This is a genomic window from Streptomyces sp. NPDC085866 (assembly GCF_044541035.1).
Lineage (GTDB): Bacteria > Actinomycetota > Actinomycetes > Streptomycetales > Streptomycetaceae > Streptomyces.
In genome coordinates, this window is record NZ_JBITSQ010000013.1 from 134813 (window position 1) to 160344 (window position 25532).

12 protein-coding genes are annotated in these 25532 nt (G+C 73.5%); 7 read left to right on the plus strand and 5 right to left on the minus strand.

Going from position 1 to position 25532, the window contains the following annotated elements; translation table 11 throughout:
* Positions 1-20: 20 nt before the first annotated feature.
* Positions 21-1250 carry a cytochrome P450 gene (locus tag ACIF83_RS31210; protein ID WP_398139647.1) on the plus strand — a complete coding sequence of 410 codons (1230 nt, stop codon included), beginning with the start codon at positions 21-23 and terminating at the stop codon, positions 1248-1250.
* Positions 1251-1268: 18 nt separating this feature from the next.
* Here ACIF83_RS31210 and ACIF83_RS31215 read toward each other — a convergent pair whose 3' ends face one another.
* Positions 1269-1784, minus strand: a complete 516-nt coding sequence (locus tag ACIF83_RS31215; protein WP_393482345.1) for an immunity 21 family protein — start codon at positions 1782-1784, stop codon at positions 1269-1271.
* Positions 1785-1807: 23 nt separating this feature from the next.
* A complete protein-coding gene (locus tag ACIF83_RS31220; RefSeq protein ID WP_393482348.1) occupies positions 1808-2281 on the minus strand; it encodes a rhodanese-like domain-containing protein in 474 nt (157 codons plus the stop codon).
* 94 nt (positions 2282-2375) lie between these two features.
* Here ACIF83_RS31220 and ACIF83_RS31225 point away from each other — a divergent pair, with 94 nt between their 5' ends.
* Positions 2376-2822 carry an Lrp/AsnC family transcriptional regulator gene (locus ACIF83_RS31225; RefSeq protein WP_145884978.1) on the plus strand — a complete coding sequence of 149 codons (447 nt, stop codon included), beginning with the start codon at positions 2376-2378 and terminating at the stop codon, positions 2820-2822.
* 3 nt (positions 2823-2825) lie between these two features.
* Here the strand turns inward: ACIF83_RS31225 and ACIF83_RS31230 are convergent, their stop codons facing one another.
* The 3 genes from ACIF83_RS31230 to ACIF83_RS31240 form a co-directional block, all read right to left on the minus strand.
* Positions 2826-5816, minus strand: a complete 2991-nt coding sequence (locus ACIF83_RS31230) for an AAA family ATPase (protein ID WP_399731909.1) — start codon at positions 5814-5816, stop codon at positions 2826-2828.
* On the minus strand, positions 5813-6976 hold the full coding sequence (locus tag ACIF83_RS31235; protein WP_399731912.1) for an exonuclease SbcCD subunit D: 1164 nt from the start codon (positions 6974-6976) through the stop codon (positions 5813-5815). The genes ACIF83_RS31230 and ACIF83_RS31235 overlap by 4 nt, the downstream gene beginning before the upstream one ends.
* A 217-nt stretch (positions 6977-7193) precedes the next feature.
* Complete coding sequence (locus ACIF83_RS31240; protein WP_393482358.1) at positions 7194-7985, minus strand: IclR family transcriptional regulator; 792 nt, start codon at positions 7983-7985, stop codon at positions 7194-7196.
* Positions 7986-8196: 211 nt separating this feature from the next.
* On the opposite strand from ACIF83_RS31240, the gene ACIF83_RS31245 reads away from it, so the two are divergent.
* The 5 genes from ACIF83_RS31245 to ACIF83_RS31265 all read left to right on the plus strand — a co-directional run bounded on the left by ACIF83_RS31245 (position 8197) and on the right by ACIF83_RS31265 (position 25532).
* The gene (locus tag ACIF83_RS31245; protein ID WP_393482361.1) at positions 8197-9051 is read left to right on the plus strand and encodes an AraC family transcriptional regulator; all 855 of its coding nucleotides are present in this window, start codon (positions 8197-8199) and stop codon (positions 9049-9051) included.
* A gap of 357 nt (positions 9052-9408) precedes the next feature.
* Entirely contained in the window at positions 9409-9834 is a 426-nt protein-coding gene (locus ACIF83_RS31250) for an acyl carrier protein (RefSeq protein WP_399731916.1), read from the plus strand.
* Complete coding sequence (locus ACIF83_RS31255; protein WP_393482367.1) at positions 9818-10675, plus strand: thioesterase domain-containing protein; 858 nt, start codon at positions 9818-9820, stop codon at positions 10673-10675. The genes ACIF83_RS31250 and ACIF83_RS31255 overlap by 17 nt, the downstream gene beginning before the upstream one ends.
* A gap of 97 nt (positions 10676-10772) precedes the next feature.
* On the plus strand, positions 10773-17648 hold the full coding sequence (locus ACIF83_RS31260) for an SDR family NAD(P)-dependent oxidoreductase (protein WP_399731919.1): 6876 nt from the start codon (positions 10773-10775) through the stop codon (positions 17646-17648).
* An 81-nt stretch (positions 17649-17729) separates the two neighbouring features.
* Positions 17730-25532, plus strand: coding sequence for a beta-ketoacyl synthase N-terminal-like domain-containing protein (locus ACIF83_RS31265; protein ID WP_399731922.1), 7803 nt, complete (start codon positions 17730-17732; stop codon positions 25530-25532).

Sequence of the window (25532 nt, forward strand, 5' to 3'; positions counted from 1 at the left end):
TCACGCCCCAAGGACTCCGCATGACGCACGCCCCGCTCCTGCGCCAGATCACCGACTTCGCCAACCGCGCCAACCCGTATCCGCTGTACGAGGAGCTCCGCAAGACCCCGGTGCTGCACGAGGAGGAGGACGGTCCGTACCTCATCAGCTCGTACTGGGACATCAAGAACCTGCTCCACGACCCGCGGATCAGCTCCGACGCCGCCAACCTCAGCGCCCCGGGCGACGACGAGCTGTCCGGGCCGGAGGCAACGGGGCTGCCGCCGAGCTTCATCCGGCTCGACCCGCCGGAGCACGACCGGCTGCGGCGGATCGCCAACAGCTCCTTCGGACCGCCGCACCGGCCCACCCGGGTCGACTCGATGCGCGGCGAGCTCGCCCAGATCGTCACCGACCTGATCGACGGGTTCGGGGACGCGCGGCAGATCGACGTGGTCGACCAGTTCGCGTACCCCTTCCCGGTGACCGTGATCTGCCGGCTGCTGGGCGTGCCGCGCGAGGACGAGCCCCGCTTCCGTTCCTGGGTGGACCCGATCGTCGCCGGCCTGGACCCCGACACCCGCACGAGCGCCGAGTCCATGAAGACCGCGCAGGAGGCCCGGCTGCAGCTGGGCATGTACCTGAACGGGCTGGTGGAGAAGCGCGCCAGGGAACCGCACGACGACATGCTGTCCGACCTGGTGAACAGCCGGGGTCCGGACGGCGCGATGACCACGATGGAAGTACTGAGCACGGCGGTGCTGCTGCTCATCGCCGGTCACGAGACGACCGTCAACCTGATCACCAACGGCATGCTCACACTGCTGCGGTACCCGCAGTACCTCCAGCGGCTGCGTGACGACCCGGGCCTGTCCGTGAAGATCGTCGAGGAACTCCTGCGCTACGAACCGCCGGTGCAGCTCGTGCCGCAGCGCACCTGCATCGCCGACATCGAGGTGCGCGGTGTCACCATCCCCAAGGGCTCGCGGATCTGGCTGGTCCTCGGCGCGGGCAACCGGGACCCGGAGCGCTTCCCCGAGCCCGACCGCTTCGACCCGGACCGCTCGGACATCCAGCACCTCGGGTTCGGAAGCGGCATCCACAGCTGCTTCGGCGCTCCGCTGGCCCGGCTGGAGGCCCAGATCGCGCTGGCCGAACTGGCCCGGCGGCTCGACAATCCCCAGCTGGTCGAGGACCCGCCGCCCTACCGCCCGAACGCCGTGCTGCGCGGCCCGCGCCACCTGAACATCACCTTCGACGCCCTGCGTTGACGGCGGGCGCGCCCTGACTCAGGCCGCGAGCCGTCTGAGCTGGACCAGGCCGACCCAGGTCTCGGGGCCGGGCTGGGCGTAGGCGGCGCGCACCACGTACGGGCCCGGTTCCAGCGGGACGCGCAGGTGCTCCTCGCCCTGCGCCGCGCCGCCCGGCCAGGCCGAGTCGAACAGCACCACCGGGCCGGGCACGTTCCAGCGGATCTCGTGTTCCCACACGGCCGCGTCGAGCGCGCCGGGGATCTGGGCCAGCAGCTCGCTCTCGGAGTTCGCGGCGGACCAGCGCACGAAGGTGCCGTGGTCGGGCAGGTACGAGGTGGCGGCGGGCTCGTCGCCGAAGACGAGGGCAGCGCTGTCGCCGACCGGGAGCAGGCCGACGTAGCCGTCGACCTCGCACGCGCGGTCGTAGTCCGTGGCGAGCTCCTCGCTGTCGGCGCCCGCCCAGAACGGCAGCACCGTCTCCGGTACGGCTATCAGCGGGCCGCCGCCCGACTCCACCCACTCCAGTGCGCCTGGATCCGCGTATCGAGCCATGGGCAGAACCTACACGGCGGGCGTCAGCAGCCGCACTCGCCGTCCACGGGTGCCGTCAGCGGGTCGGCGTCCCGGCGTGCCGGCCCCTGCCAGGTCTCGTAGGCGAAGCCCTCCCGCGCCCAGTACTCGAAACCGCCGAGCATCTCCTTGACCTGGTAGCCGAGTTCGGCCAGGGCGAGGGCGGCGCGGGTGGCGCCGTTGCAGCCGGGGCCCCAGCAGTACGTCACCACGGGCACGGACTTGTCGAGGAGCTGCTCGGCCTGCTCGGGGATGAGCGCGGTGGGCAGGTGGACCGCGCCGGGGACGTGTCCCTGGTCCCAGGACTCGGTGGAGCGGGAGTCGATCACGACGAAGCCGGGGTCGCCGTCGGCCGCGAGCGCGGCGGCCACGTCGGAGACGTCGGCGTGGAAGGCGAGACTGGCCCGGAAGTAGGCGGCGGCCTCGGCGGGGGCGGCGGGGGCGACCCGCAGGACGGGGTTCACGGAGTTGGTGATCATGGCCAGAAATCTATGGCGCTCGGCCCGGTCCCTGAAGTGGGGATCCCCGGGCTTCCCCTTGATCGGCCGGGCATTTCCCTGCTATCCATCCGGGATGACCGTGTATTCCCCGGACGCCACCGACTGGCGCATCCTCGAGGTCCTCCAGCGGGAGGGCCGGGCCAGCTACGCCGAGCTGGCGCGCGCCGTCTCCATGTCGCCGAGCGCGGTCACCGAACGGGTGCGCCGGCTGGAGGAGGCCGGTGTCATCCAGGGGTACGCGGCGGTCGTGGACCCCGAGCGCCTGGGCCTCCCCATCCTCGCCTTCGTCCGGCTCCGCTACCCGAACGGCAACTACAAGCCCTTCCACGACCTGGTGGCGGTGACCCCGGAGATCCTCGAGGCCCACCACGTGACCGGTGACGACTGTTTCGTCATCAAGGTCGCCGCGCGGTCGATGCCGCATCTGGAGGAGATCTCCGGCCGGATCGGCGCGCTGGGTTCGGTGACCACGAGCGTGGTGTACTCCTCGCCTCTGCCCCGGCGTCCGCTCGGCCGCTGACCGTCACCCGCCCCGCTGCCGCAGCGACGACCCCGACCTGCCCTTGACGACCTCCAGCTGGGCGTGGATCCGGCGGCGCAGGTCGGCGACATGGCTGACGATGCCGACGCTGCGGTCGCGTTCGCGCAGCGAGTCGAGGACGTCCAGGACCTCGTCCAGGGTCTGGTCGTCGAGGCTGCCGAAGCCCTCGTCGATGAAGAGGGTGTCCAGGCGGACGCCTCCGGCCTCGTCGGTGACGACGTCGGCGAGGCCCAGGGCGAGGGCGAGGGAGGCGAAGAAGGTCTCGCCGCCGGACAGGGTGGCGGTGTCCCGCTCGCGGCCGGTCCAGGCGTCCACGACGTGCAACCCGAGCCCGCTGCGGCCGCGTCCGGTGCGGTCGTCGGAGTGGACGAGGGTGTAGCGGCCGGACGACATGCGCTGCAGCCGTACGGTCGCGGCGGCGGCGACCTGCTCCAGGCGGGCCGCCAGGACGTACGACTCCAGGCGCATCTTGCGTTGGTTGTCCGCGGAGGTGCCCGCCGTGAGCGCGGCCAGGCGGGCCACCCGGTCGTACTCGGCGCGCAGCGGGGCGAGTGCGCGTACTCCCGCGGCGGCACGGGCGGAGAGTCGGTCCAGCTCGGTGCAGCAGCGGGCGGCCGCGTCCCGTGCGGAGGCGGCCGCGCGCAGCCGACGCTCCGCCTCGGCCGCCGTCCGCTCCGCCTCGGCGAGGTCGGCGGGCGGCTGCTGCGCGGCGGCCGCGGTGTCGGCCTCGGCCAGCACGGCGCGCACGGCCGCCTCCTCCGACTGCCAGGCGTCCAGGCGGTGTTGGAGGTCGCGGTGGGCCGCGTCGTCCAGCAGCGCGGCGGCCGCGGCCTGCGGGGTGTCGAAGCCGGCGCGGTAGGCGGCGTCGGCGAGGCGGGCGTCGGCGTCCTTGAGCCGCTGGGCGGCGTCCTGTGCGGCGCTCGCGGCGTGGGCGGCTTCGGTGAGCAGCGCCGCCTGCCGCTCCAGCTGTGCGGCACGGGCGGCCACGCTGGCCGCTGCTCCGCGCGCCTGCGTCAACTCCTGCTCCAGAAGGCCCTGTTCACGTTCCAGGGTCTCGCGCCGGGTGAGCCGGGAGGCGGCTCGTACGGCGGCCTCCTGACGGGCCTGAAGGCGTTGCTCGCGCTCGCGCTCGGCCTTGCGCAGCTCCTCCTGAGCGGCGTGCAGGGCGGAGGCGTCGCGGCGTGCGCGCGCGTAGTCCTGCTCCAGCTGGTCGGCCTCGGCGGCGAGCCGCGCGGTGGGGGCGTCGCCGGCCTCGGCGGTGGCGGCGGCCAGCGCCTCGCGCACGACGCCGAGGCGCCGTTCGTCCTCGGTGCGCTGTTCCTCGGCACGCTGGTGTGCGGCCTGGGCCCGCTCCTCGGTCTCGCGGTCGACGTGTCCGGCGACCTTGCGGGCCGGGGCGGGGTGTGCGGTGGCTCCGCAGACGGCGCAGGGTTCGCCGTCGGTGAGGTGCGCGGCCAGCTCGGCGGCGATGCCGGTCAGGCGCTGTTCCTTGAGGTCGAGCCAGTGGGCGCGGGCATCCAGGGCGCGCTGCCCGGCGGCGAGGGCACGCCGCCGCGCCTCCGCCAGGTCGGCGGCCAGCCCGTCCCGGGTCCGTGCGGCGTGCAGGCGCCGTCGTGCGGGTTCGCGCTGGACGGCGAGCTGTTCGGCGCGGGTGGCCGCCTCCTGTGCGGCCTCGGTGCGGGACTGCAGGGCCGTGCGCGTGGCGTCCCACTCGGCGAGCCAGCCGTCGGCCTCGCGCAGGACGTCCTCGTCGGCCCGCTCCTGCCGGTCCAACCCGGCCCGCTCCTCGACCAGTTCGGCGAGCCGCCGTTCCGCGCGCCGGGCCGACTCGAGACCGCCCAGCTCCTCGGCGGCGCGGCGGGCGGCGGCCGCGAGGCCCGCGGGACCGGCGTCGGCGTAGGAGTCGGGGAGCTCACGGCGTGCTTGTGCCTCGGCCTCGGCGGCCTCGCCGTGCTCGGTCTCGGCGGCCTCCCGCAGCTCCAGCGCGGGCGCCACCGCCTCCGCCTTGCGGGCGCGCGCCATGCGCTCCTGCGCCTCCCGGTGGGCGTCGGCCCGCTCCTGAAGGCGTTCGGCCCGCTGCCGGGCCTCGGCGAATCGGCCCTGCAGCCGGGCTAGTTCACGTTCGTCGTCCAGGGTGCGCTGCGCCGCGGCCCGGCCGGAGTCGGCGGCGGCCAGGCGGCTGTGGGCGACGGTGAGGCGCTCCCGCACGGTGCTGCGGGCCACGGCAGCGGCACCGAGGACGGCCTCGGCCAGGCCGGGCTCGCCGGGGCTCAGCCCGGGCAGCTCCATCGCGTCGCCGGCCTCCTGCTGCATGCGGTGCGCGTCGGCCAGGAGCGCGGCGTCACCCTCCCGCACCCGGGCCTCGGTCGTGCGCCGGCGCTCCGCGAGCCGCTTCTCGACGTCGGCGAAGCGCTGGGTGTCGAAGAGGCGGCCCAGGAGGCGGCCGCGGGCCTCGGCGTCGGCGCGCAGGAAGCGGGCGAAGTCGCCCTGGGGCAGCAGGACGACCTGGCAGAACTGCTCGCGGCTCATGCCGAGCAGCTGGGTGATCTCCTCGCCGATCTCCTGGTGGGAGCGGCTGAGGTCCTTCCAGGCGCGGGCTGTGGCGTCGTACTCGCGCAGCCAGGTCTGGGCCTTGTCGACGGTGGTGCCCGTGCCGCGCAGCTTCTTCCGTTCCCACGGCGGCTGCCGGGTGACCTCCAACCGGCGTCCGGAGACGGTGAGTTCGAGGCGGACCTCGGTGCGGGTGCCGGGCTCGGCGTGGTCGCTGCGCAGATGCATGCCCTGGCCGCTCTGCCGGGCGCCGGGCACGGCGCCGTAGAGCGCGTAGCAGACGGCGTCCAGGACGGAGGTCTTGCCCGCGCCGGTGGGGCCGTGCAGCAGGAAGAGTCCGGCGGCGGACAGCGCGTCGAAGTCGACGGTCCGGGAGCCGCCGAAGGGGCCGAAGGCGGTGATGTCGAGCCGGTGCAGCCTCATCGGGCCACCTCCCGGACCGCGTCGTCGGCGCGCACCGCGTCGAAGGCCTCGCCGAGCACGGCCGCCTCCTGCTCGTCGGGCCCGGCACCGCGCACATGGGCCACGAAGTCCTGGGCGATCTGCTGGTCGCTGCGGCCGGCCAGGCGCCGGGCGTACGACACCTCAGGGTCGTCCGGGGCCCGTTCCGGGTCGAAGACCAGGCTGAGGGTGTGCGGGAAGCGCTCGGTGAGCCGGGCCATGGGGTCGGCGGGGCGGACCGGGTCGGTGAGGGTGGCCTCGACCCAGGCGTCCTTGTGGCGGGCGAGAGCGGGGTCGGCGAGGAGGTCGTCCAGGGCGCCCCGGAGGCGCGCCAGCGGGCGCGGCACCGGGCAGTCGAGGCGTTCGGCGGTGACCGAGCCCTCGGCGTCCAGGTCGACGAGCCACATGCTCTTGCGGTGGCCGGCCTCGGAGAAGGAGTACGCGAGCGGGGAGCCGGAGTAGCGCACGCGCTCGGTGATCGTCTGGCAGCCGTGCAGATGGCCGAGCGCCACGTAGTCGACGCCGTCGAAGACCCCGGCGGGTACGGCGGCGACTCCGCCGACGGTGATGTCCCGCTCGCTGTCGCTCGCCTGGCCGCCGGTGACGAAGGCGTGGGCGAGGACGACGGAGCGGGTGCCCGGCGGGCGGCCGGCGAGGTCGGCGCGGACGCGGTCCATGGCGGCGCCGAGCACGGCCTCGTGGCCGACCCTGTCCACCGCGAACTCGTCCTTCACCAGGGCCGGTTCGAGGTACGGAAGCCCGTAGAAGGCCACATCGCCGTGGGGGTCGGCCAGCACGACCGGGGTGCCGGCGGCGGACGGCTCGGTGCGCAGATGGATGCCGGCGCGGTCGATGAGTCCGGCGCCGACGCCGAGGCGGCGCGCCGAGTCGTGGTTGCCGGAGATCATCACCGTGGGTACGCCGAGGGCGGCGAGGCGGTGCAGGGCGTCGTCGAACAGCTCGACCGCGGCGAGCGGGGGTACCGCGCGGTCGTACACGTCCCCGGACACGACCACCGCGTCCACCGCGTGCTCGCGCACGGTGGTGACGAGGTGACCGACGAAGTCGGACTGGGCTCCGAGCATGCTCACCCGGTGGAAGGCCCGGCCGAGGTGCCAGTCGGACGTGTGCAGCACTCTCACGAAACCGCTCCGGCCCGCACGACTACCCCATCCACACCTCAAGGACCCACACGAACCCGGACAGGCTCGCGCACAGCACCCACCACGCTAATGCCTCGGCACACCGGATCCACCACGGACCTCGATGCGCGACCGGGAACCATGCCCGGTACGACCGGAAATCACCTTTATGTGAGCATGAGTCGGCCGCTGCACGACCGGACGGTCGTCGTGCGCGTCACGTGCCGACCTCCGCGTCCCGCAAGCCGTTCGGGCGGGCGCTGCGGGCGATGGCCTCGGCCGCGGCGCGGACGTGGGGCAGCAGACGGACCGGCTGGATGAGGTCGACGCGCCCGACCGCCCCGACGGCGGCGACGACGGCACCACGGCTGTCGCGCACCGGGACGGCGAGCCCGCCCCATCCCTCGGTGAGCATGCCGTGGACCAGCGCGTGCCCCTCGCGTCTGACCCGCACGAGGCAGCGGCCCAGTGCGGCGCCGTCCGTGATGGTGGCGGTCGTGTACGCGGACAGCGGACCGGCGCAGATCGCGCTCCGCACGGACTCGCCGGCATGGGCGAGCAGCACCAGACCCACCGAGGAGGCGTGCAGCGGCAGGCGGCCGCCCGGGTGGGTGTACAGCTCGGCGAGATCGGCCTGGTTGGTCATGACGGACAGGCAGACGCTCTCCACGCCGTCACGTATGGCCAGCGTCGCCCCGACCGAGGTCTGTCTGTGCAGCTCGACCAGGTACGGCTGGGCGGTCTCGGCCAGTGACGAGCTGCGCGGGGCCAGCACGGCCGTCTCCCACAGGCGCAGGCCGATGCTGTAGCCCCCGTCGGAGCATCGTTCCAGGGCTCCCCAGCCGGTGAGCTTGTTGACGATGCGGTGAACGGTGGCGACCGGGAGCCCCGAGCGCCGGCTGATGTCCGACAGCGTCAGGGTCCGGTTGTCGCGGTCGAAGGCGCCGAGGATGCTCAGCGTCCGGTCGACGACGGAGCGCTCCGGGGCGCCCGAGGGGGAGGTGGTCATCCCGTTCAGTTCCCTTCACCTGCACGTCAGGGGTGCTTGTGTACTCGTGCTGGCACCAGGCGTGAACTGGTGACGGGCGGCCACGGCTATCATCAAGTCTTCAAGCAGCCCTAGGAAGGTCGATCCCGGAACGTTCATGGTCGATTTCGCTTCGTTACCGATCCCTGTCGTCCCGTACACCCCGATCTGCCGACCAGGCCTCGGTATCGCGATGTCGACCCTGCGCGACCTGCGCCGACGAGCCCCCATGGAGTTGCTCGCCGCTCCACATCGGCTCGAATTCCACCAGATCATGCTGGTGACGAAGGGCCGGGGAAAGTACTCGGTGGACTCCGCTTGCATACCGTGCTCCGCGGGCACGCTGCTGTGGACCCGGCCGAACCAGGTGATCCAGTCGTTCCCGGACGACTTGGAGGGCGAACTCCTCATGTTCACCGAGGCGTTTCCGCTGCCGATGCACGCCGGGCTCGGGTTGCTGGACGATGTGCTGCGCCCCAGCCACTGGCAGCTTTCCGGCACCGAAATGCCCCTGTTACAAAAGGGCCTGACGCTGCTCCAGGAGGAGTTCGCGCGGCCCGACCGGGGCATGGGCGAGCAGGTGCTCAAGCATCTGCTGGCCGTGGTACTCATCCGCATCGACGAGGTGTGCCGCCTGCGCCACGACGAGGCCCACACCGGCGCTCCGAGCGGTGAGGCGGGCGAGCTGTTCGTCCGCTTCCGCCAGGAGCTGGAGAACGCGTACCGCTCCACCAGACTGGTGGAGGACTACGCCACCAGGCTGAACTGCAGTACCCGCGCCCTGTCCCGGGCCTGTCACGCCGTCGCCGGCACGTCCGCCAAGGACGTGATCGACGCCCGGGTCGCGCTCGAGGCGCGCCGGCTGCTCGTCCACACGGACCTGCCGCTCGCCGCCATCGCCCGCCATCTCGGCTTCTCCGAGGTCACCAACTTCGGCAAGTTCTTCGTGCGGCGCGTGAATATGGCACCCGGTGCATTCCGGCGGGACGCCAGGGCCCTCAACCAGCCCGAATCCCACGATTCCGGCGGACATTTCACCTCCCGGTAACGCATTCGACCATCACGTCAACTCCCGTAACCAGGATTTCTTTCCACTCTCCGGAAGAGCGGTTGTTCAGGAATCCGGAAGCTGGCAAGACTGTGCTCTGCGTGCTTCGGGCGGCCACTCCGAAGGCACCATGGACCTGCAGGTCCATACCAGAAAGCGCGAACTGACGATCGTTCAATCCGACCACCCGCCAGATTACTGACGAGTTGTTTTCTGCCCGCCCCGGGCAGTTGAATCCTCCCCCGAAGAAGAACACCGCTCAAAACTTCCCCGTTTCCCCGGCCGGCCGGACTTCAGGGCCGGCGTTCCGGGTTCGAACCCCGCCGACCGGGCGGAAACCCGGCCGGCCACGGGGTCATGCGCACCGCACCGTCGACGGCCGTCGTGCACCCGTACGGGTCGACGCACTGCCGTATGCCCGTACGCCCCCGGCACGACGGGCTGGTGCACGACACCCACATCAACGCACGCGCCTCCGGCACGCCCGGAGCCGCGCCCGAGGAAGGACGACCCACCATGGCCGCAGTGACCGCTTCCGAGGCCGAGACCTGGCTGATCGAGAAGATCGCCCACCGCCTCGGCGTGGCGCCGGGCGAGGTGTCGCGCGAGGTGTACTTCGACGAGCTGGACCTCGACTCGACCGAGGCGCTCATCCTCGCGGGCGAGCTGGAGAACTGGCTCGGCTTCGAGCTGAGCACGACGACGCTCTGGTACCACCCGACCATCAAGGACCTGGCGTCCTTCCTGGCCGAGGAGAGCGACCGGCGTGCGACCGCCGCGTGACCGACGGCCGCCGGTCGCCCTGGAGTTCAGGGCTGCCGCGGCCGGCCGCCGTACCGTCTACGTCGTCCATCCCGGTGCGCTCGCGGCGCAGGTCCACCGGGGCCTGGCGGACGCGCTGCCGGAGGGCGACGGGCTGACCGTTCTGGATCTGGGCGCGCTCGACGAGTACGCACGGGCGGCACTGAACGGCGGCCGGGCCGACACGACCGTGGAGGCCCTGGCCGGCCGGCTGCTCGCCGCGATGGACCCGGTCCGGGTGCCGTACACGCTCGCCGGCTGGTCCTTCGGCGGTGTGCTCGCCCTGGCGATGGCCCAGGTGATGCCGGCCGAACGGCGCCCCGAGCGTCTGGTGCTCCTCGACAGCATCGCGCCCGCCGAGGCGTACAAGCAGCCCGACGAGGCGCTCGAACCCGACCTGCTCCTCGGCTGGTTCGCCATGTACCTGGGGGCCAAGCGGGGCAGGCCGATCGGGCTCGCCCCCGAGGCGCTGGCCGGCCGCGGGGTGGACGACGGACTGCCCGTCGTGCTCGACGCGGCCGTCGCCGCCGGGGCCCTGCTCCCGGGCACTCCGCTGCCGGGCCTGCGCAAGCTCTACGACACCTACGTGGACGGGCTGTTGCGCAACAACCGGCTGACGGCCCCGTACCGGCCCGCCTCCGCACCGCTGCCCCTGGTGCTGGTGCAGGCGGAGGGCAGCCTCGTCCCGGACGACCCCACGCTCGGCTGGACACCGCTCGCCCCGCACGGTCTGACCCGGCACAGCTGTCCGGGCGACCACTACACGATGCTCAGCCGTCCCGACTCCCTCGCTGTGATCGCCCCGCTGCTGCACGCAGCCTGAACCTGCCTCGCTCCTCTTCGCGCGTCACCCGCAGGTCCCGAACCGATCCGGGCCATACCCCCACAGGCCCCGCCGTTCCGACCAAGAGAGCCTCGCCGTGAACGCTTCGCACCCTTTTGACCTCGATCGCCGGCTCGCCCGGGATCCGATCGCGATCGTCGGCCTGTCCGCCCTGTACCCCAAGTCGCGTGATCTGCGCGAGTTCTGGGCCAACGTCGTCTCCGCGGCCGACTGCATCGAGGACGTGCCCGCGACCCACTGGGACGTGTCGGAGCACTACGACCCCGACCCCGCCGCGCCCGACAAGACGTACGCCAGGCGCGGCGGCTTCATCCCCACCGTCCCGTTCAACCCGCTGGAGTTCGGGCTGCCGCCCAACACCCTCGAAGTCACCGACGTACTGCAGCTGCTGAGCCTCGTCGTGGCCCGTGACGTGCTCAAGGACGCGGGCGCCGACCAGGCCTGGTACGACGCCGCGCGCACCGGTGTGGTGCTGGGCGTGACCGGCGCCAACCAGCTCACCCAGCCGCTGACCGCCCGGCTCCAGACGCCGGTCCTGAAGGAGGTCGTCCGCAGCTGCGGGCTGTCCGAGCGGGACGCGGAGGAGATCGCGGAGAAGTTCAAGCTGGCCTTCGCGCCCTGGGAGGAGAACTCCTTCCCCGGCATGCTCGGCAACGTCGTCGCCGGCCGCATCGCCAACCGCCTGGACCTCGGCGGCACCAACATGACGATCGACGCGGCGTGCGCCAGCTCGCTCGGCGCGGTCAAGGCGGCGGTCAGCGACCTGCTGGAGCGGCGCTCGGACACGATGCTGGTGGGCGGCTGCGACGCCGAGAACACCATCTTCATGTACCTGTGCTTCAGCAAGACTCCCGCGTTCTCCAAGCAGGGCAGCATCCGCCCGTTCGACGCGGATGCCGACGGCACCCTCATCGGTGAGGGCATCGGCATGCTGGCGCTGCGCCGGCTCGCCGACGCCGAGCGGGACGGCAACCGGATCTACGCCGTGCTCCGCGGCATCGGCTCCTCCAGCGACGGCCGCTTCAAGTCCATCTACGCCCCGCGCAAGGAGGGGCAGATGACCGCGCTGCGCCGGGCGTACGAGGACGCGGACTGCTCCCCGGCCTCGGTCGAGCTGTTCGAGGCGCACGGAACGGGCACGGCGGTCGGTGAGGCGACCGAGCTGTCGGCGCTGTCGGCGGTCGTGTCGGAGTTCACCAAGGAGCGGCAGTTCGCTGCGGTCGGCAGTGTGAAGTCGCAGATCGGCCACACCAAGGCGGCGGCGGGCGCGGCCGGGATGATCAAGCTGGCGCTGGCCCTGCACCACAAGCTGCTGCCGCCCACCATCAACGTGGACCGGCCGAACCCGGCGCTCGACTGGGCCGAGAGCCCGTTCTACGTGGGCACCCGCACCCGGCCCTGGATCCTCGACCCGGCCCGGCCGCAGCGGAGGGCGGGCGTGTCGTCTTTCGGCTTCGGCGGCACCAACTTCCATGTGGTGATGGAGGAGTTCGGCGACGGCTCCGACCTGCGGGTGATGTTCCCCGTGAACCGGGTGTTCATCTGGCATGCACCTGACATTGAGCAGCTGGTGCGGGCCGTCGACGAGGGCGGGGAGCCCCGTACCGAACCCGCCCCGGCCGATCATCCCCGGCTCGCCCTGGTCGCCGGCGGCGACGCCGAACTCGCCGAGCTGCGCGCCCTGGCCGCGGCCGAGCTGCGCGCCAAGCCGTCGGCCGAGTCCTGGTCGCACCCCAAGGGCGTCTACTTCCGCCGGTCCGCCGCCTCCACCGGCAAGGTGGGCGCGCTCTTCGCCGGGCAGGGCAGCCAGTACGTCGAGCCCGGCCGCACGGCGGTGCTCGCGCTGCCTCCGCTGCGGGAGGCCTTCGACCGGGCGAACGCGGCCTTCGCGGGACACGAACTCCCGCTGTCCCGCATCGCCTTCCCGCCGCCCGCCTTCGACGAGGCGACCCGCACGACCCAGGAGACGGCCCTGCGCCGCACCGAGTACGCCCAGCCCGCGATCGGCGCGCTGGCGGCCGGCCACTTCCGCTACCTGACCGAACTGGGCTTCGTCGCCGACGGGTTCCTCGGCCACAGCTTCGGCGAGCTGGCCGCCCTGTGGGCCGCCGGGGCCCTCGACGACGACACGTACTTCACCCTGGCCCGGGCCCGGGGCGCGGCGATGGCACCGCCCGCCGACCCGGACTTCGACGCCGGCGCCATGGCCGCCGTCAGCGCCTCCGAGGAGCAGGTGCGCGAGCTGCTCGCCGCCCACCCCGAGCTGACCGTCTGCAACCGCAATGCCCCCGACCAGGTCGTGGTGGGCGGCGCCACCGAGGCCGTGGAACGGCTGGTGGAGGCGGCCGGCGCCGCCGGGACACGGGCGCTCAGGCTGCCGGTGTCCGCTGCCTTCCACACGCCGTTCGTCGCCCACGCCGTGGAGGAGTTCGGGCGGCGGGTGGCCGGCGCCGAGGTGGGCGAGCCGCGCCGTCCGGTGTTCGCCAACTCGCCGGGCGCCTCCTACGGCCCGGACGCCGACGCCAACCGGCGCACCCTGGTGGAGCAGCTGGTCAAGCCGGTCGAGTTCGCCGACCGTATCGAGGAGATGTACGCGGCGGGCTTCCGCACGTTCGTCGAGTTCGGCCCGAAGGGCGTGCTGACGCAGCTGGTCCGCCGCATCCTCGGCGAGCGCGAGCACTTCGCCGTGCAGCTCGACCCCGGCGACAAGGGCGACGCCGAGCTGACGCTGAAGCGGGCCGTGGCCCAACTAGCCGTCCTGGGCGTTCCGTTGGCCGTCGCCGACCGCTACGTGGCCGAGCCGCCGCACGAAGAGCCGGCCAAGGGCATGACCGTGCCGCTCAACGGCATCAACCACGTGCCCGAGGCCCGGCGGGCCGCCTACCGGGAGGCCGTGGAGAACGGCTACCGGGTCTCGTCGCCGACGGCGAGCGCCGCTCCGACGTCGGCCGCCGTTCCGGCCGCGGCAGCAGCGGCCCCACCGGCCCCCGCGGCCGTCCCGGACCCGGCGGTCGTCGCGGCTGCCGCCGGTGCCTCGGCCCCCGCTCCGCAGCCGGTCGCCCGGCAGGTCACGCCGGCCGAACGGCCCCCCGCCCCGCAGGCCGCGCCCCTGGCGCAGCCCGCCCCACCGGACGTCCTGGAGAACGAGTTCATGGCAGAGGAACACCGGGCCCCCGCGCCCGACGACCGGCTCGCCGGACTGCTCGCCGACCATCTGGCCCTGCACGACGACTACCTCACCGGTCAGCTGTCCAGCGCCCAGCGCCTGATGGGGCTGCTGGAGCGGGCCGACGAGCAGGGCCGCGTCGACGACGTGCTCCCGGGGGTCGCCTCCGTCAAGGAGCACGGACTGGCGATCGGGCGCACCCATCTGCGGGCCAACGAGATCCTGCGGGACCTGGCGGCCCTGGAGTACGGCGCCGCCGCCACCGCTGACCCGGCGGCCGCTCCGGTCGCCGAGGCCCCCGCGGTCGTGACCCCCGTGCCCGCACCGGCGGTGCCGGCGCTGCCCGAGGCTCCCGCCGTTCCGGCGCCCGCGGCCCTGGCGGCCCCGGCGGCCCCTGCCCCGGCGGCTCTTCCCTCCGCCGAGCCGCTCGCCGAGCCCCCGGCCTCCGGCGCCTCGGCGGGCGACGTCCGGGCCGCGCTGCTCGACGTGGTGTCCCAGAAGACCGGCTACCCGGCCGACATGCTCGATCTGGACATGGACGTGGAGGCGGACTTGGGCATCGACTCCATCAAGCGGGTCGAGATCATGGGCGTCCTCCAGGAACGCTTCCCCAGCCCCACCCCCGTCGGCCCCGAACAGCTCGCCGAACTCCGCACGCTCAGCGAGATCGTGGACTTCGTGCTCAGCCTCGGCGGGGTGCTCAGCGACACGTCCGCACCGACGGCAGCGGCGAACGTGACCGCCACGGCCCCCAGGGTGGTCGCCGGCAGCGCGGACATCGCCGCCGCCCTCCTCCGTGTCGTCTCGGAGAAGACGGGTTACCCGGCGGAGACGCTGGACCTCGGCATGGACGTGGAGGCCGACCTCGGCATCGACTCCATCAAGCGCGTCGAGATCATGGGCGTCCTCCAGGAACGCTTCCCCAGCCCCACCCCCGTCGGCCCCGAACAACTCGCCGAACTCCGCACCCTGAACGAGATCGTCGGCTTCGTCTTCGAGCTGAACGCCCCGGCCTCGCAGGCCCCCGCCCCCGCTGCAAGCGCTCCCCCGGCGCCCGCCGTCTCCGCCGACGACGTACGCGGCGCGCTCCTGGACGTCGTCGCGCAGAAGACCGGCTATCCGGCCGACATGCTCGACCTGGGCATGGACGTGGAGGCGGACTTGGGCATCGACTCCATCAAGCGCGTCGAGATCATGGGCGTCCTCCAGGAACACTTCCCCAGCCCCACCCCCGTCGGCCCCGAACAACTCGCCGAACTCCGCACCCTGAGCGACATCGTGGGCTTCGTGACCGGTCTGTCCGGCAGCCCGGAGCCCGTGTCCCGGCCTCGGCCCGAGCCGAAGGGCGAGACCGACGCCCCCGCCTCCGACGCTCCCGCCCCCGGGGCCCTCGGCCGCGGGCAGGCCGCGCTCGTCGAGCTGCCCGCTCCGGACCAGCTCGTCGGGGCGTACCCGCAGGACGGTGTCGTACTCGTCGTGGACGACGGCAGCGAGGTCGCCGCGGCCACGGCCGCCCGGCTCGGGGAGGCCGGCCGGCGGGTGCGCGTGCTCCGGCTGCCCGGCGTGCCGCAGCGGGTCACGGGGGCGCAGGACACCGCCCTGACCGGCTGGGGCGCCACCGAACTCGCCGCCCGCATCGAGGAGTCGGCCACCGACCCGGTGCATCTCGTGCTCGTCTTCGCCGCGGCGGACGGCCTGCCGTGGGCGGAGGGTGTACGACGGCTCGCGCACACGTTGCTGGTCGCCAAGCACTCGGTGGCCCCGCTGACCGCCGCCGCCCAGCGCGGTCACCGGGCCGCGTTCGTCACCGTCACCCGGCTCGACGGCTCCTTCGGTCACGGCGGTGTCGCCGAGGACGCGGCGCCCGCCGGCGGCGTCGGCGGTCTGGTGAAGACCCTCGCGGTGGAGGAGCCCGCGCTCTTCTGCCGGGCGCTGGACCTGAGCCCGGCTCTCGGCGCGGCCGAGGCGGCGCGCCTGGTGCTGCAGGAGGTGTACGACGCCGCCGCGGGCCCCGTCCAGGTGGGCCGTGACGGCACGCGCCGGGTCGGCCTGACACTCGGCGAGCAGCCGGCCGTGCCCGCCGTTTCCGGTGCTCCGCTCGGCTCCGGCGATCTGCTCGTCGTCACCGGCGGCGGACGTGGCATCACCGCCCGCTGCGCCACCGCCCTGGCCGCGGCGTACCGTCCCGGCCTGCTGCTGCTCGGCCGTACCGCCCTCGGCGCGGAGCCGGAGTGGGCACGCGGCCTGACCGACGCGGCCGCGCTGAAGGCCGCGGCCGTGGAGCATCTGAGGGGCACGGGCGAGAAGCCGACCCCGAAGCGGGTCGAGCAGCTCTACCAGTCGGTGATCGGCGAGCGCGAGGTCCGCGCCACCCTCGACGCGGTCCGTGCGGCGGGCAGCGAGGTCGTCGAGTACCTGCCGGTGGACATCACCGACGCCGCCGCGACCGCGGCCGCCCTGGCGCCGTACCGGGAGCGGATCACCGGTCTGGTGCACGGCGCCGGAGTCCTCGCGGACCAGCTGATCAGTGCGAAGAAGGCGGCCGAGATCGAGCGGGTCTTCTCCGTCAAACTCGGTGGCCTGCGCTCCGTGACGGCCGCGGTGCCGGCCGAGCGGCTGCGCCACGTGGTGCTGTTCTCCTCGGTCGCCGGGTTCTTCGGCAACCGCGGGCAGTCCGACTACGCGATGGCCAACGAGGTCCTGAACACCTGGGCCGCCACGTTCAGGCGCAGCCACCCCACTGCCCACGTCACCGCGCTGAACTGGGGCGCGTGGGACAGCGGGATGGTGTCACCGCAGATCAAGGCGGTGTTCGAGGAGCGCGGCATCACCCTCATCCCGGAGGACACCGGAACCCGCCTGTTCACCGAGCAGTTCGCGCCCGAGCGGTCCGGTGACGTGATCACCGTCCTCGGCCCGACCACCCCCCTGTCGGCGCCGGAGCACACCGCGCCGACGTCCCCGGTCGTCCTGGAACGGGACCTGTCCGGCCTGGCCGGTGAACCGCTGGTCGCCGACCACGTGATCGGGGACGCGCCGGTGCTGCCCGCCGCGGCGGCCCTCGGCTGGGCCGCGGGCGCCGTCGAGCGGCTGTCCGGCGCCGCGGTCACGGAGATACGGGACTTCGTGGTCCACAAGGGCGTGGTCTTCGACGGCGGCCTCGACGGCAGCCGCTTCCAGCTCTCGGTCGACCCGACGCCCGACGGCGCCGAGGCGGACGTGGCGATCCGATCGGTCACCGGTGACGGGGTCGTACGCCCGCACTACGCGGCCCGCGTGCTCCTGCGCGGCACCGGCGGTCAGCGGCCGGGACACGTGACCGGTCTGCCCGCCCTGGGCGGCGGCAGCGACGCCCAGGTCTGCTACGCCGACGGCACCCTCTTCCACGGCACCTCCCTGCGCGGGCTGCGCCGGGTGCTGGAGTCCGCCGAGGCACGGCTGGTCGTCGAGTGCGCCCTGCCCGAACACCGGCCCGCCGGTGGCGCGTTCGGGAGCGGCCGGTACGCGCCCGGCACCGCCGACCTGCTGCTGCAGGCCGCGCTGGTGTGGATGCGGCGGTACCGCGACACGGCGAGCCTGCCGATGTCCGTGGGGCGGGTCGACCTGTACGAGGCGCTGCCGGACGGCGGACCGTTCGTCGTGGTGGTGGAGCCGGTGACGGCGAACGGCACGACCGCGAGTCTCACGGTGACGGCGTGCGCCCCGGACGGACGGGTGCTGTCCCGGTTCACCGACGTCTCGCTCGTGTCCACCCCGCAGCTGGCCGCCAAGTTCGCGGGCCGCTGAGCCGACATACGGACCGCCGGTCCCGGCGGGCGGACACCCTCACCGCCCGCCGGGACCGGCACCTCGGAGGAAGCAGCTGCTATGCACAAGTTCGCCATCGTCGGGATCTCCTGCCTGTTTCCGGGTGCCCGGACCCCCGAGGAGTTCCGCCGGAACCTCCTCGCCGGTAAGGACAGCCGCCGCGACGGCGGTACGGAGGTCTTCGGCCCGGAGCCCGACGAGCGTGACCTCGACCCCCGCCACCGCATCACCTCCCGCCGCGGCGGGTTCATCACCGACTTCGCGTTCGACCCGGCCGGTTACCGGCTGGACCCCGGGTATCTGGACCGGCTCGACCGGATCTTCCACTGGTCCATGCACGCCGCCCGGGAGGCGTTGCGGGACTGCGGCCTGGGCGACGACCGGCAGACCCTGGCGCGCACCGGCCTGGTCATGGGCAACTACTCGTTCCCGACGCCGACTTCGGCCCGGGTCAGTGTTCCGCTGGCGCAGGAGGCCGTGCTGGCCGGCCTCGGCCGGGTGCTCGACGGCCTGCCGGGCGCGCGCCCGCTGGTCGACCGGGACGCCCTGGTGCCGGAGAACCTGCGGGTGAGCGGCTCGCCCGCGGCCGTCACCGCGGCCGCCCTCGGGCTCGGCGGGCCGCGCTACTGCCTGGACGCCGCCTGCTCGTCGGCGCTGTACGCGCTCAGCCTGGCCTGCGGGCATCTCGCGGCGGGCGAGGCGGACACGGTGCTCGCGGGCGGCGTCTGCGCGCCCGATCCGACGCTGATCCACCTGTCGTTCTCCGATCTGCACGCCTACCCGGAGGACGGGTTCAGCCAGCCCTTCGACAGCCGCTCCGGCGGAATCGTCACCGGTCAGGGCGCCGGCATGGTCGCGGTCAAGCGGCTGGCGGACGCGCTGCGCGACGGCGACCGCGTCCACGCCGTCGTGGACGGCATCGGCCTGTCCAACGACGGCGCGGGCCGGCATCCCCTGGTGCCGCGCAAGTCCGGCCAGCTGGACGCCCTTGCACGCGCCTACGCGAATGCCGGTGTCGACCCGGCCGACATCGACTACCTGGAGTGCCACGCCACCGGTACCCCGATCGGAGACGCGACCGAGGCCGAGTCCGTCGCCGAGTTCTTCGGAGCGCACGGCCGGGTGCCGCTGCTGGGCTCGGTCAAGGGCAACATCGGGCATCTGCTGACCGTCGGCGGGCTGAGCAGCCTGCTCAAGGTCATCCTGGCCATGCAGGACGGCACGATCCCGGCGACCATCGGCGTGGAGCAGCCGGTCACCTCCGCGGACGGCGGGGTCGGTGCGCGGAACCTGGTGCGCGCCTCCCGGCCCTGGCCCGAGGGACCGGGTCCGCGCCGGGCGGCGGTGTCCGCCTTCGGGTTCGGCGGCACCAACGCGCACGTCGTGCTGTCGGCGGGGCCGGACACGACGGCTGCTCCGGCTCCCCCGGCCCCCTCCGCTCCCCCGGCTCGCCCCGCTCCCCCCGCTCCCCCGGCTCCCGCCGCGCTGCCCGCCCTGGACGTCGTGGGCCTCGGGGCGCACTTCGGGTCGCTGGAGTCCGTGGACGCCTTCGAACGTGCCCTGCACCGGGGCGAGCACGATCTGCGGCCGCTGCCCGAGCACCGCTGGCGGGGTCTGGACCGCACCGACGGCGGCACCCTGGAACAGGCGGGCCTCACCGGTGACGCGCTGCGCGGGGCCTTCGTGGACGGGGTCGACGTCGACCCGGCCGAGCTGCGGGTACCACCGTCCGACCTGCGCATCTACAACCCCCAGCACGCGGTGCTGACCAAGGTCGCCGACGAGGCGCTGCGCGACGCCGGGTACCGGCTCGGTGCCGGGGCGCGGGACACCCCCGAACCGCGCCGGGTCGCTGTGGTGGTGGTGACCGAGATCGAGCCGTACACGCACGCCCGGCTGAGCCGGTACGGCCTCGGGGCTTTCCTGCGCCGCGAGTTGGACCGGGCGGGCGTCCGGCTGACCGAGGAGCAGCGGGCCGCGCTCACCGAGGTGTCCCGGGACGCCGTCGTGGACCCGATCGGCGCCAACGAGGTGCTCAGCTACATCGGCAACGTGATGGCCGGGCGGATCTCCTCGCGCTGGAACCTCACCGGACCGTCGTTCACCGTGTCCGGCGACGGCGCCGGTACCGCCGAGGCGCTTCAGGTCGCACGGCTGCTGCTGCTCGACCCGGACCTGGAGGCGGTGCTGGTCGGCGCGGTCGACCTGGCGGGTTCGGCGGAACATCTGCTGACCCGGCCCGAGCCGTCCGGGGAGCCGGGGCTCGCCTTCGCCGAGGGCGGCCGGGGGCGGCGGGTCGGCGAGGGCGCCGGAGCCCTGGTCGTCACCCGCGCGGACACCGTCCCGGGCCGGGTGCACGCCCGTGTCGACGGGCTGGCCGTGCGGTACGCGCCGGCGTCCGGCTCGATGCCCGGCGCGGTCGCCGCCCCGCTCACCGAGGCGGCGGAGGCGGCCCTGGCCGATGCCGGCGTGGCAGCCGCCGAGGTGAGCTATCTGGAGGCCCATGCGGGCGGTACCGCCGAGGAGGACCGGAGCGAGATCGACGCGCTGGCACGGGTGTACCGCGCGGGTGCCGGCGCCACCGCTCTGGGCAGCGTCAAGGCACAGCTCGGCGACGCCGGTTGTGCGGCCGGCGTGGCCGGACTGATCCGGACCGTGCTGTGCCTGCGGCAGGCGTATCTGCCGGGCACGCGTGGCTGGCGCCGGCCCGAGCCCGACCTCGCGGACGCGTTCGCCGCCTCCGCGTTCCACGTCCCCGACGCCCCTCGCCCCTGGCTGCGCGAGCGGGCGGACAGCCGCCGGCATGCCGCCGTGAGCATCCGGGGTGCCTCGGGCTCGCACGCCCATGTGGTCCTCTCCTCCGTGCCGGATGCCGAGCGTCCGCGCCCGACGGCCGACTGGTCGCGGGCGGGCGGGCCGGTGCTGCTGGTCGTCGCCGCGGACACGCCGGACGGGCTGCTCGCCGAGGCCGGCCGTCACCGTGCGCTGCTGGAGGACGGCGCCGATCCGCGGGCGCTGGCCCGGGACGCCGCGCACGGGCCGGGTGGGCGGCGGCTGCGGATCGTGCTCGTCGGCCAGGACCGCGAAAGTCTGCTGCGGCAGCTGGAGTTGGCGGTCCGGGACATACCCGGGGCGCACGCCGAGGGCAGGGAGTGGGCCACCCCGGCCGGCTCCTTCTTCACCCCCCGGCCGCTCGGCCCCGAGGGGCGGGTCGCACTCGTCTACCCCGGCGCCTTCAACAGCTATCCGGGCCTCGGCGCGGACCTCTTCCGGGCCTTCCCGTCCCTGCTGGACCGCTTCGAGCGGCAGGCCGCCGAGCCGGCCCGGATGCTGCGGGCAGCCCAGCTCTACCCGCGGACCCTGGAGGCCCTCGACCGGCGCGGCCTGATGCGGCTGGAGGAGAGCCTCGGCGACGACGTCCCGTTCATGCTCGCCACCGGTACGAGTTTCGCGATCCTCTACACCACGCTGGTCCGCGAGGTACTGGGCATCACCGCGCACGGCGGCTTCGGCTACAGCCTCGGCGAGTCCAGCATGCTGTTCGCCACCGGCGGCTGGGACCCGGCGGGGCGCAGTGACTCGCTGATCAGCGACAGCCCGATCTTCCGGAACCGCCTGTGCGGACCGCGCCGGACCGTACGGGAGCTGTGGGATCTGCCCGCGGAGACCCCCGACGGGGACGTGTGGGCCTCACACGTGCTGCTGACCTCGGCCGAGCCGGTGCGTGCGGCGCTCGTCCGCCACGACCGGGTCCACCTCACGCATGTGAACACCCCACGCGAGCTGGTGATCGCCGGTGATCCGGCGCAGTGCCGGGCGCTGATCGAGGAGTTGGGCTGCCCCGCCGCCCGCTCCCCCGTCAACGTGGTCATGCACTGCCCGGTCGTCGACCCCGAACTCGACGGTCTCGCCCGGATGAACGACTACCCGATGGGCTCCTTCGGGGACCTGGAGCTGTTCAGCGCGTACGACTACCGGCCCCTGCCTGCCGAGTTGCTCGCCGAGTCCCCGCGGCGCATCGCGCACACCCTGCGTTCCACGATCGACTTCCCGCGGCTCGTGCACGCGGCCTACGAGCGCGGCTACCGCTACTTCATCGAGGTCGGGCCCGGCGCCACCTGCTCCCGCTGGATCCGGGACACCCTCGGCGACGCCCCGCACGTGGCCGCCTGCGTGGACCGCCGGGGGGTCCCGGCGACCACACCGCTGGCCCACCTGGCGGCCCGCCTCGTCGGCCACGGCCTCCCGGTCGACCTCACGGCCCTCCAGGACCCGGCCCCGGCCCCGTCCGACCGCCCCGCCCGCCGTCTGCCCCCGGTCCGGGTGGGCCGCGGCGAGCCGATCCCGGACCGCATCGCCCGCGAGGCGGCCAAGGCCCTGACCGCCGTCTCCGCCGAACCGGCCACTCCGGCCCATGGGGTCCCCACAGCGGCGGCGCCCGTCCCGGCCGGGCACCAGCAGGCCGCCCCCCTGGCCGGTCCGGCCGATGAAGCGCCCAGGTCCGACTCCGGGCCCACCCGCCCGGCGGGTGCAACGACCGCAGCGCTCCGCGCATTCACCGGCCCGACGCGCACAGGTGCCTCGGCGACCACCCCCGCACCCACGCACCCGTCGGGAGCAACAACCACAGGCCTCACCATCTCGGCCTGCCAGGCAAGCACAAGTACCGCGGCCACCAACGCACCCGCCCACCCGTCGGCTGCGACAACCACAGACCTCCCCACCTCCGCCGGCCCGGCAAGCACCCATACCGCGGCCACCAACGCACCCACCCACCCGTCGGGAGCAACAACCACAGACCTCCCCACCTCCGCCCGCCCGGCAAGCACCCATACCCCGGCCACCAACGCACCCACCCACCCGTCGGGAGCAACAACCACAGACCTCCCCACCTCCGCCGGTCCGGCAAGTGACCAGGCAGCGGCAGCTCCCGCACCCGCGCGCGCGTCGGCCGACGCTCGCGCCGCCCGCCCCACCCCTGCCCACTCGGCCGCCGGGGTTCCCGAACCCGTCGCACCCGTCCTTTCCGTCCCGCCGGAGGAGCCCGCCGCCATGCCTGCCGACCCGACGCTGGAGATCTCCGAGGTGATCACCTTCGACGGGGATCCGATCACGGCCCTGCCCTGGGGCGCTCCGCAGCCGCCCGCGGCCCTGGCCCCGCCCGTGACCTCCCCGCCCGCCCAGCCGTCGTACCCCCCGCCGTCCGGACAGGGCCGTCGACCCGCCGCCGAGCTGGTCCACGACCTGCGCCGGGAGATGCTCGCCGCGCACGGCGTGGTGATGGAGACCCACCGGGTGCTCCAGGCGGCGACCCTGGACCGGGCCGAGGCCCTGCTCGATGCGACGGCGCCCGCCACGACCGCGGCTCCGGTGCCTCCGGTCCCCGCTCCCGCCCCCGCTGTCGAGGGCACGGCTCCCCCTGCCCTGCCCGCCGTCCGTCCCGAGCCCCCCGCCTCGGCTCCGGCCCGTGAGGGCGTCATCTGGGACGAGGCCGATCTGCTCGAGTTCGCGACCGGCTCCGTGGCCGAGGTGTTCGGGCCCCGGTTCGCCCAGATCGACACCTTCGCCGCGCGTGTTCGGCTGCCCGCACCGCCGTACCACTTCGTCACCCGGGTCACGGAGCTGGAGGCCGAGCCGGGTGTGCTCAAGCCCGCCCGGATCACCACGGAGTACGACCTGCCCGAGGACGCCTGGTACGCCGTGGACGGCGGGGTGCCGCCGGCGGTGACCGTGGAGTCCGGGCAGTGCGACCTTCTCCTGGTCAGCTATCTCGGCATCGACTTCCGCAACAAGGGCGAGCGGGTCTACCGGCTGCTGGACAGCTCGCTGATCTTCAAGGGCGGCCTGCCCACGACCGGTCAGACGCTGCGCTACGAGATCTCCATCGACCGGTTCGTGCACCAGGGCGACACCACGATCTTCTTCTTCAGTTACGACTGCTTCGCGGACGGCGAGCTGATCCTCCAACTCCGCGACGCCTGTGCCGGGTTCTTCAGCAAGCAGGAGCTGGCGACCCCGCTCGGCGTCGTCCTCACCGACAAGGACCGGGCCCGCCGCGCCGCGCTGCCCAAGGGCACGTTCAAGCCGCTGGCCTACGCCCGCAAGCACCGACTGGACGCGCACGACCTGGAGTTGCTCGCCCAGGGCCGTCCCGGGGACGTGTTCGGCCCGGACCACGCGCAGGACCCGGGCCTCAACCCGGCGCTGCGCCTGCCGGACGAGCGGCTGCGCATGGTCGACGAGGTGACCGTCGACCGCAAGGGCGGGCCCTGTGGGCTGGGCCTGATCACCGCCGTCAAGCGGCTTGAGCCGGACGCCTGGTACTTCACCTGCCACTTCCCGGACGACCCGGTGCTGGCCGGTTCCCTCATCGCCGAGGGTGCTGTGCAGCTGCTGCAGATCTACCTGATGCACCAGGGCCTGCACCTCACGCTCCCGGACGCCCGTTTCCAGACGGTGACCGAGCGCCGGATCGACGTCCAGGTGCGCGGCCAGGTCACCCCGAAGGACGCCGAGATCCACTACGAGGTGGAGGTCACCGAGCTGACCCTGCTGCCCCGTCCCACGGTGATCGCGGACGTACTGGTGTACCTCGGGGACAAGCCGGTGGTCCGGATGCAGAACCTCGGCCTGCAGATCGTGGAGAAGCCGGGGACGCCGTACCGGCCGGAGATCGGCGGCGTGCCGCAGTTCCTCGGCCGGCGCAACCGCAGCGGCGAGCCGGCGATGATCAACGAATTGCATCTGGCCCACTCCGCCAAGGGTCTGCTGGACATGGCGATGGGCCCGGAGTTCGAGATCTACCGCACGAGCCGCGCCCCCTACATCCCCAACGGCGACTTCCAGTTCGTCGACCGGGTCATGAAGCTGACCGGCACCCGCGGCGACCTGAGCCCCGGCTCGGAGATGGTCACCGAGTACGACTCGCCGGACGACGCCTGGTACTACGCGCAGAACTCCTCGCCGTACATGCCGAACTGCGTGTACATGGAGTCCTCGCTGCAGGCCGCCATCTTCCTCGGCTACTACCTGGGCGCCACCCTCCGGCAGCCCGAGGAGGAGTACGCCATCCGCAACCTCGACGGCCGCGCGACCCTGGTGAAGGACATCGACCTGCGCGGCAAGACGATCCGGCACCACTCGAAGCTGCTAATGACGAGTGTCGTCTCCGGTGCGGTGCTGCAGAACTTCTCGTACGAACTCAGCGCGGACGGCGAGGTGTTCTACACCGGCGAGTCGCTGTTCGGGTACTTCAGCGCGGCCGCGCTGTCCAACCAGGTCGGTCTCGACAGCGGCACCTACGTCAAGCCGTGGATCGAGGCGGAGACGCCGGCCGCCGGGCGGGTCAGGCGCATCGAGCCGGCGGGCGGCACGGCGCCCGCCCTCCGCGACACCTCCGGAGGCGAACTGCGCCTGCCCGGCGGCCGGTTCGACCTGGTGGACCGGGTCGACCTGGTCGCGGACGGCGGCCGCTTCGGCGCCGGCTATGTGCACGGCTTCCGCAGCATCCGGCCCGACGAGTGGTACTTCGACTGCCACTTCCACCGCGACCCGGTGATGCCCGGCTCCCTCGGTGTCGAGGCGGTGCTGCAGGGCATGCGGCTGTTCGTGCTGGAGCAGAACCTCGCCGAGGGCATGCCCCGGCCCCGGTTCGCGACGGCCACGGGAGTGGAGATGTCCTGGAAGTACCGGGGCCAGATCCTGCGCGAAGACCGCGAGCTGTTCTTCGACGTGCACATCAAGGAGGTCCGCCGGGAGGCGGACCGCCTGCTGCTGATCGCCGACGCGGACCTGTGGAAGCCGGGCCTGCGCATCTACGAACTCACCGACGTGGCCATCGAGGTCCGCCCCGACGCCGGCTGA

Excerpts from the sequence above, each read along its gene's own strand:
- ACIF83_RS31210 (WP_398139647.1), top strand. The coding sequence starts at position 21 with ATGACGCACGCCCCGCTCCTGCGCCAGATCACCGACTTCGCCAACCGC.
- ACIF83_RS31215 (WP_393482345.1), bottom strand. The coding sequence starts at position 1,784 with ATGGCTCGATACGCGGATCCAGGCGCACTGGAGTGGGTGGAGTCGGGC.
- ACIF83_RS31220 (WP_393482348.1), bottom strand. The coding sequence starts at position 2,281 with ATGATCACCAACTCCGTGAACCCCGTCCTGCGGGTCGCCCCCGCCGCC.
- ACIF83_RS31225 (WP_145884978.1), top strand. The coding sequence starts at position 2,376 with ATGACCGTGTATTCCCCGGACGCCACCGACTGGCGCATCCTCGAGGTC.
- ACIF83_RS31230 (WP_399731909.1), bottom strand. The coding sequence starts at position 5,816 with ATGAGGCTGCACCGGCTCGACATCACCGCCTTCGGCCCCTTCGGCGGC.
- ACIF83_RS31240 (WP_393482358.1), bottom strand. The coding sequence starts at position 7,985 with ATGACCACCTCCCCCTCGGGCGCCCCGGAGCGCTCCGTCGTCGACCGG.
- ACIF83_RS31245 (WP_393482361.1), top strand. The coding sequence starts at position 8,197 with ATGTCGACCCTGCGCGACCTGCGCCGACGAGCCCCCATGGAGTTGCTC.
- ACIF83_RS31250 (WP_399731916.1), top strand. The coding sequence starts at position 9,409 with ATGCGCACCGCACCGTCGACGGCCGTCGTGCACCCGTACGGGTCGACG.
- ACIF83_RS31265 (WP_399731922.1), top strand. The coding sequence starts at position 17,730 with ATGCACAAGTTCGCCATCGTCGGGATCTCCTGCCTGTTTCCGGGTGCC.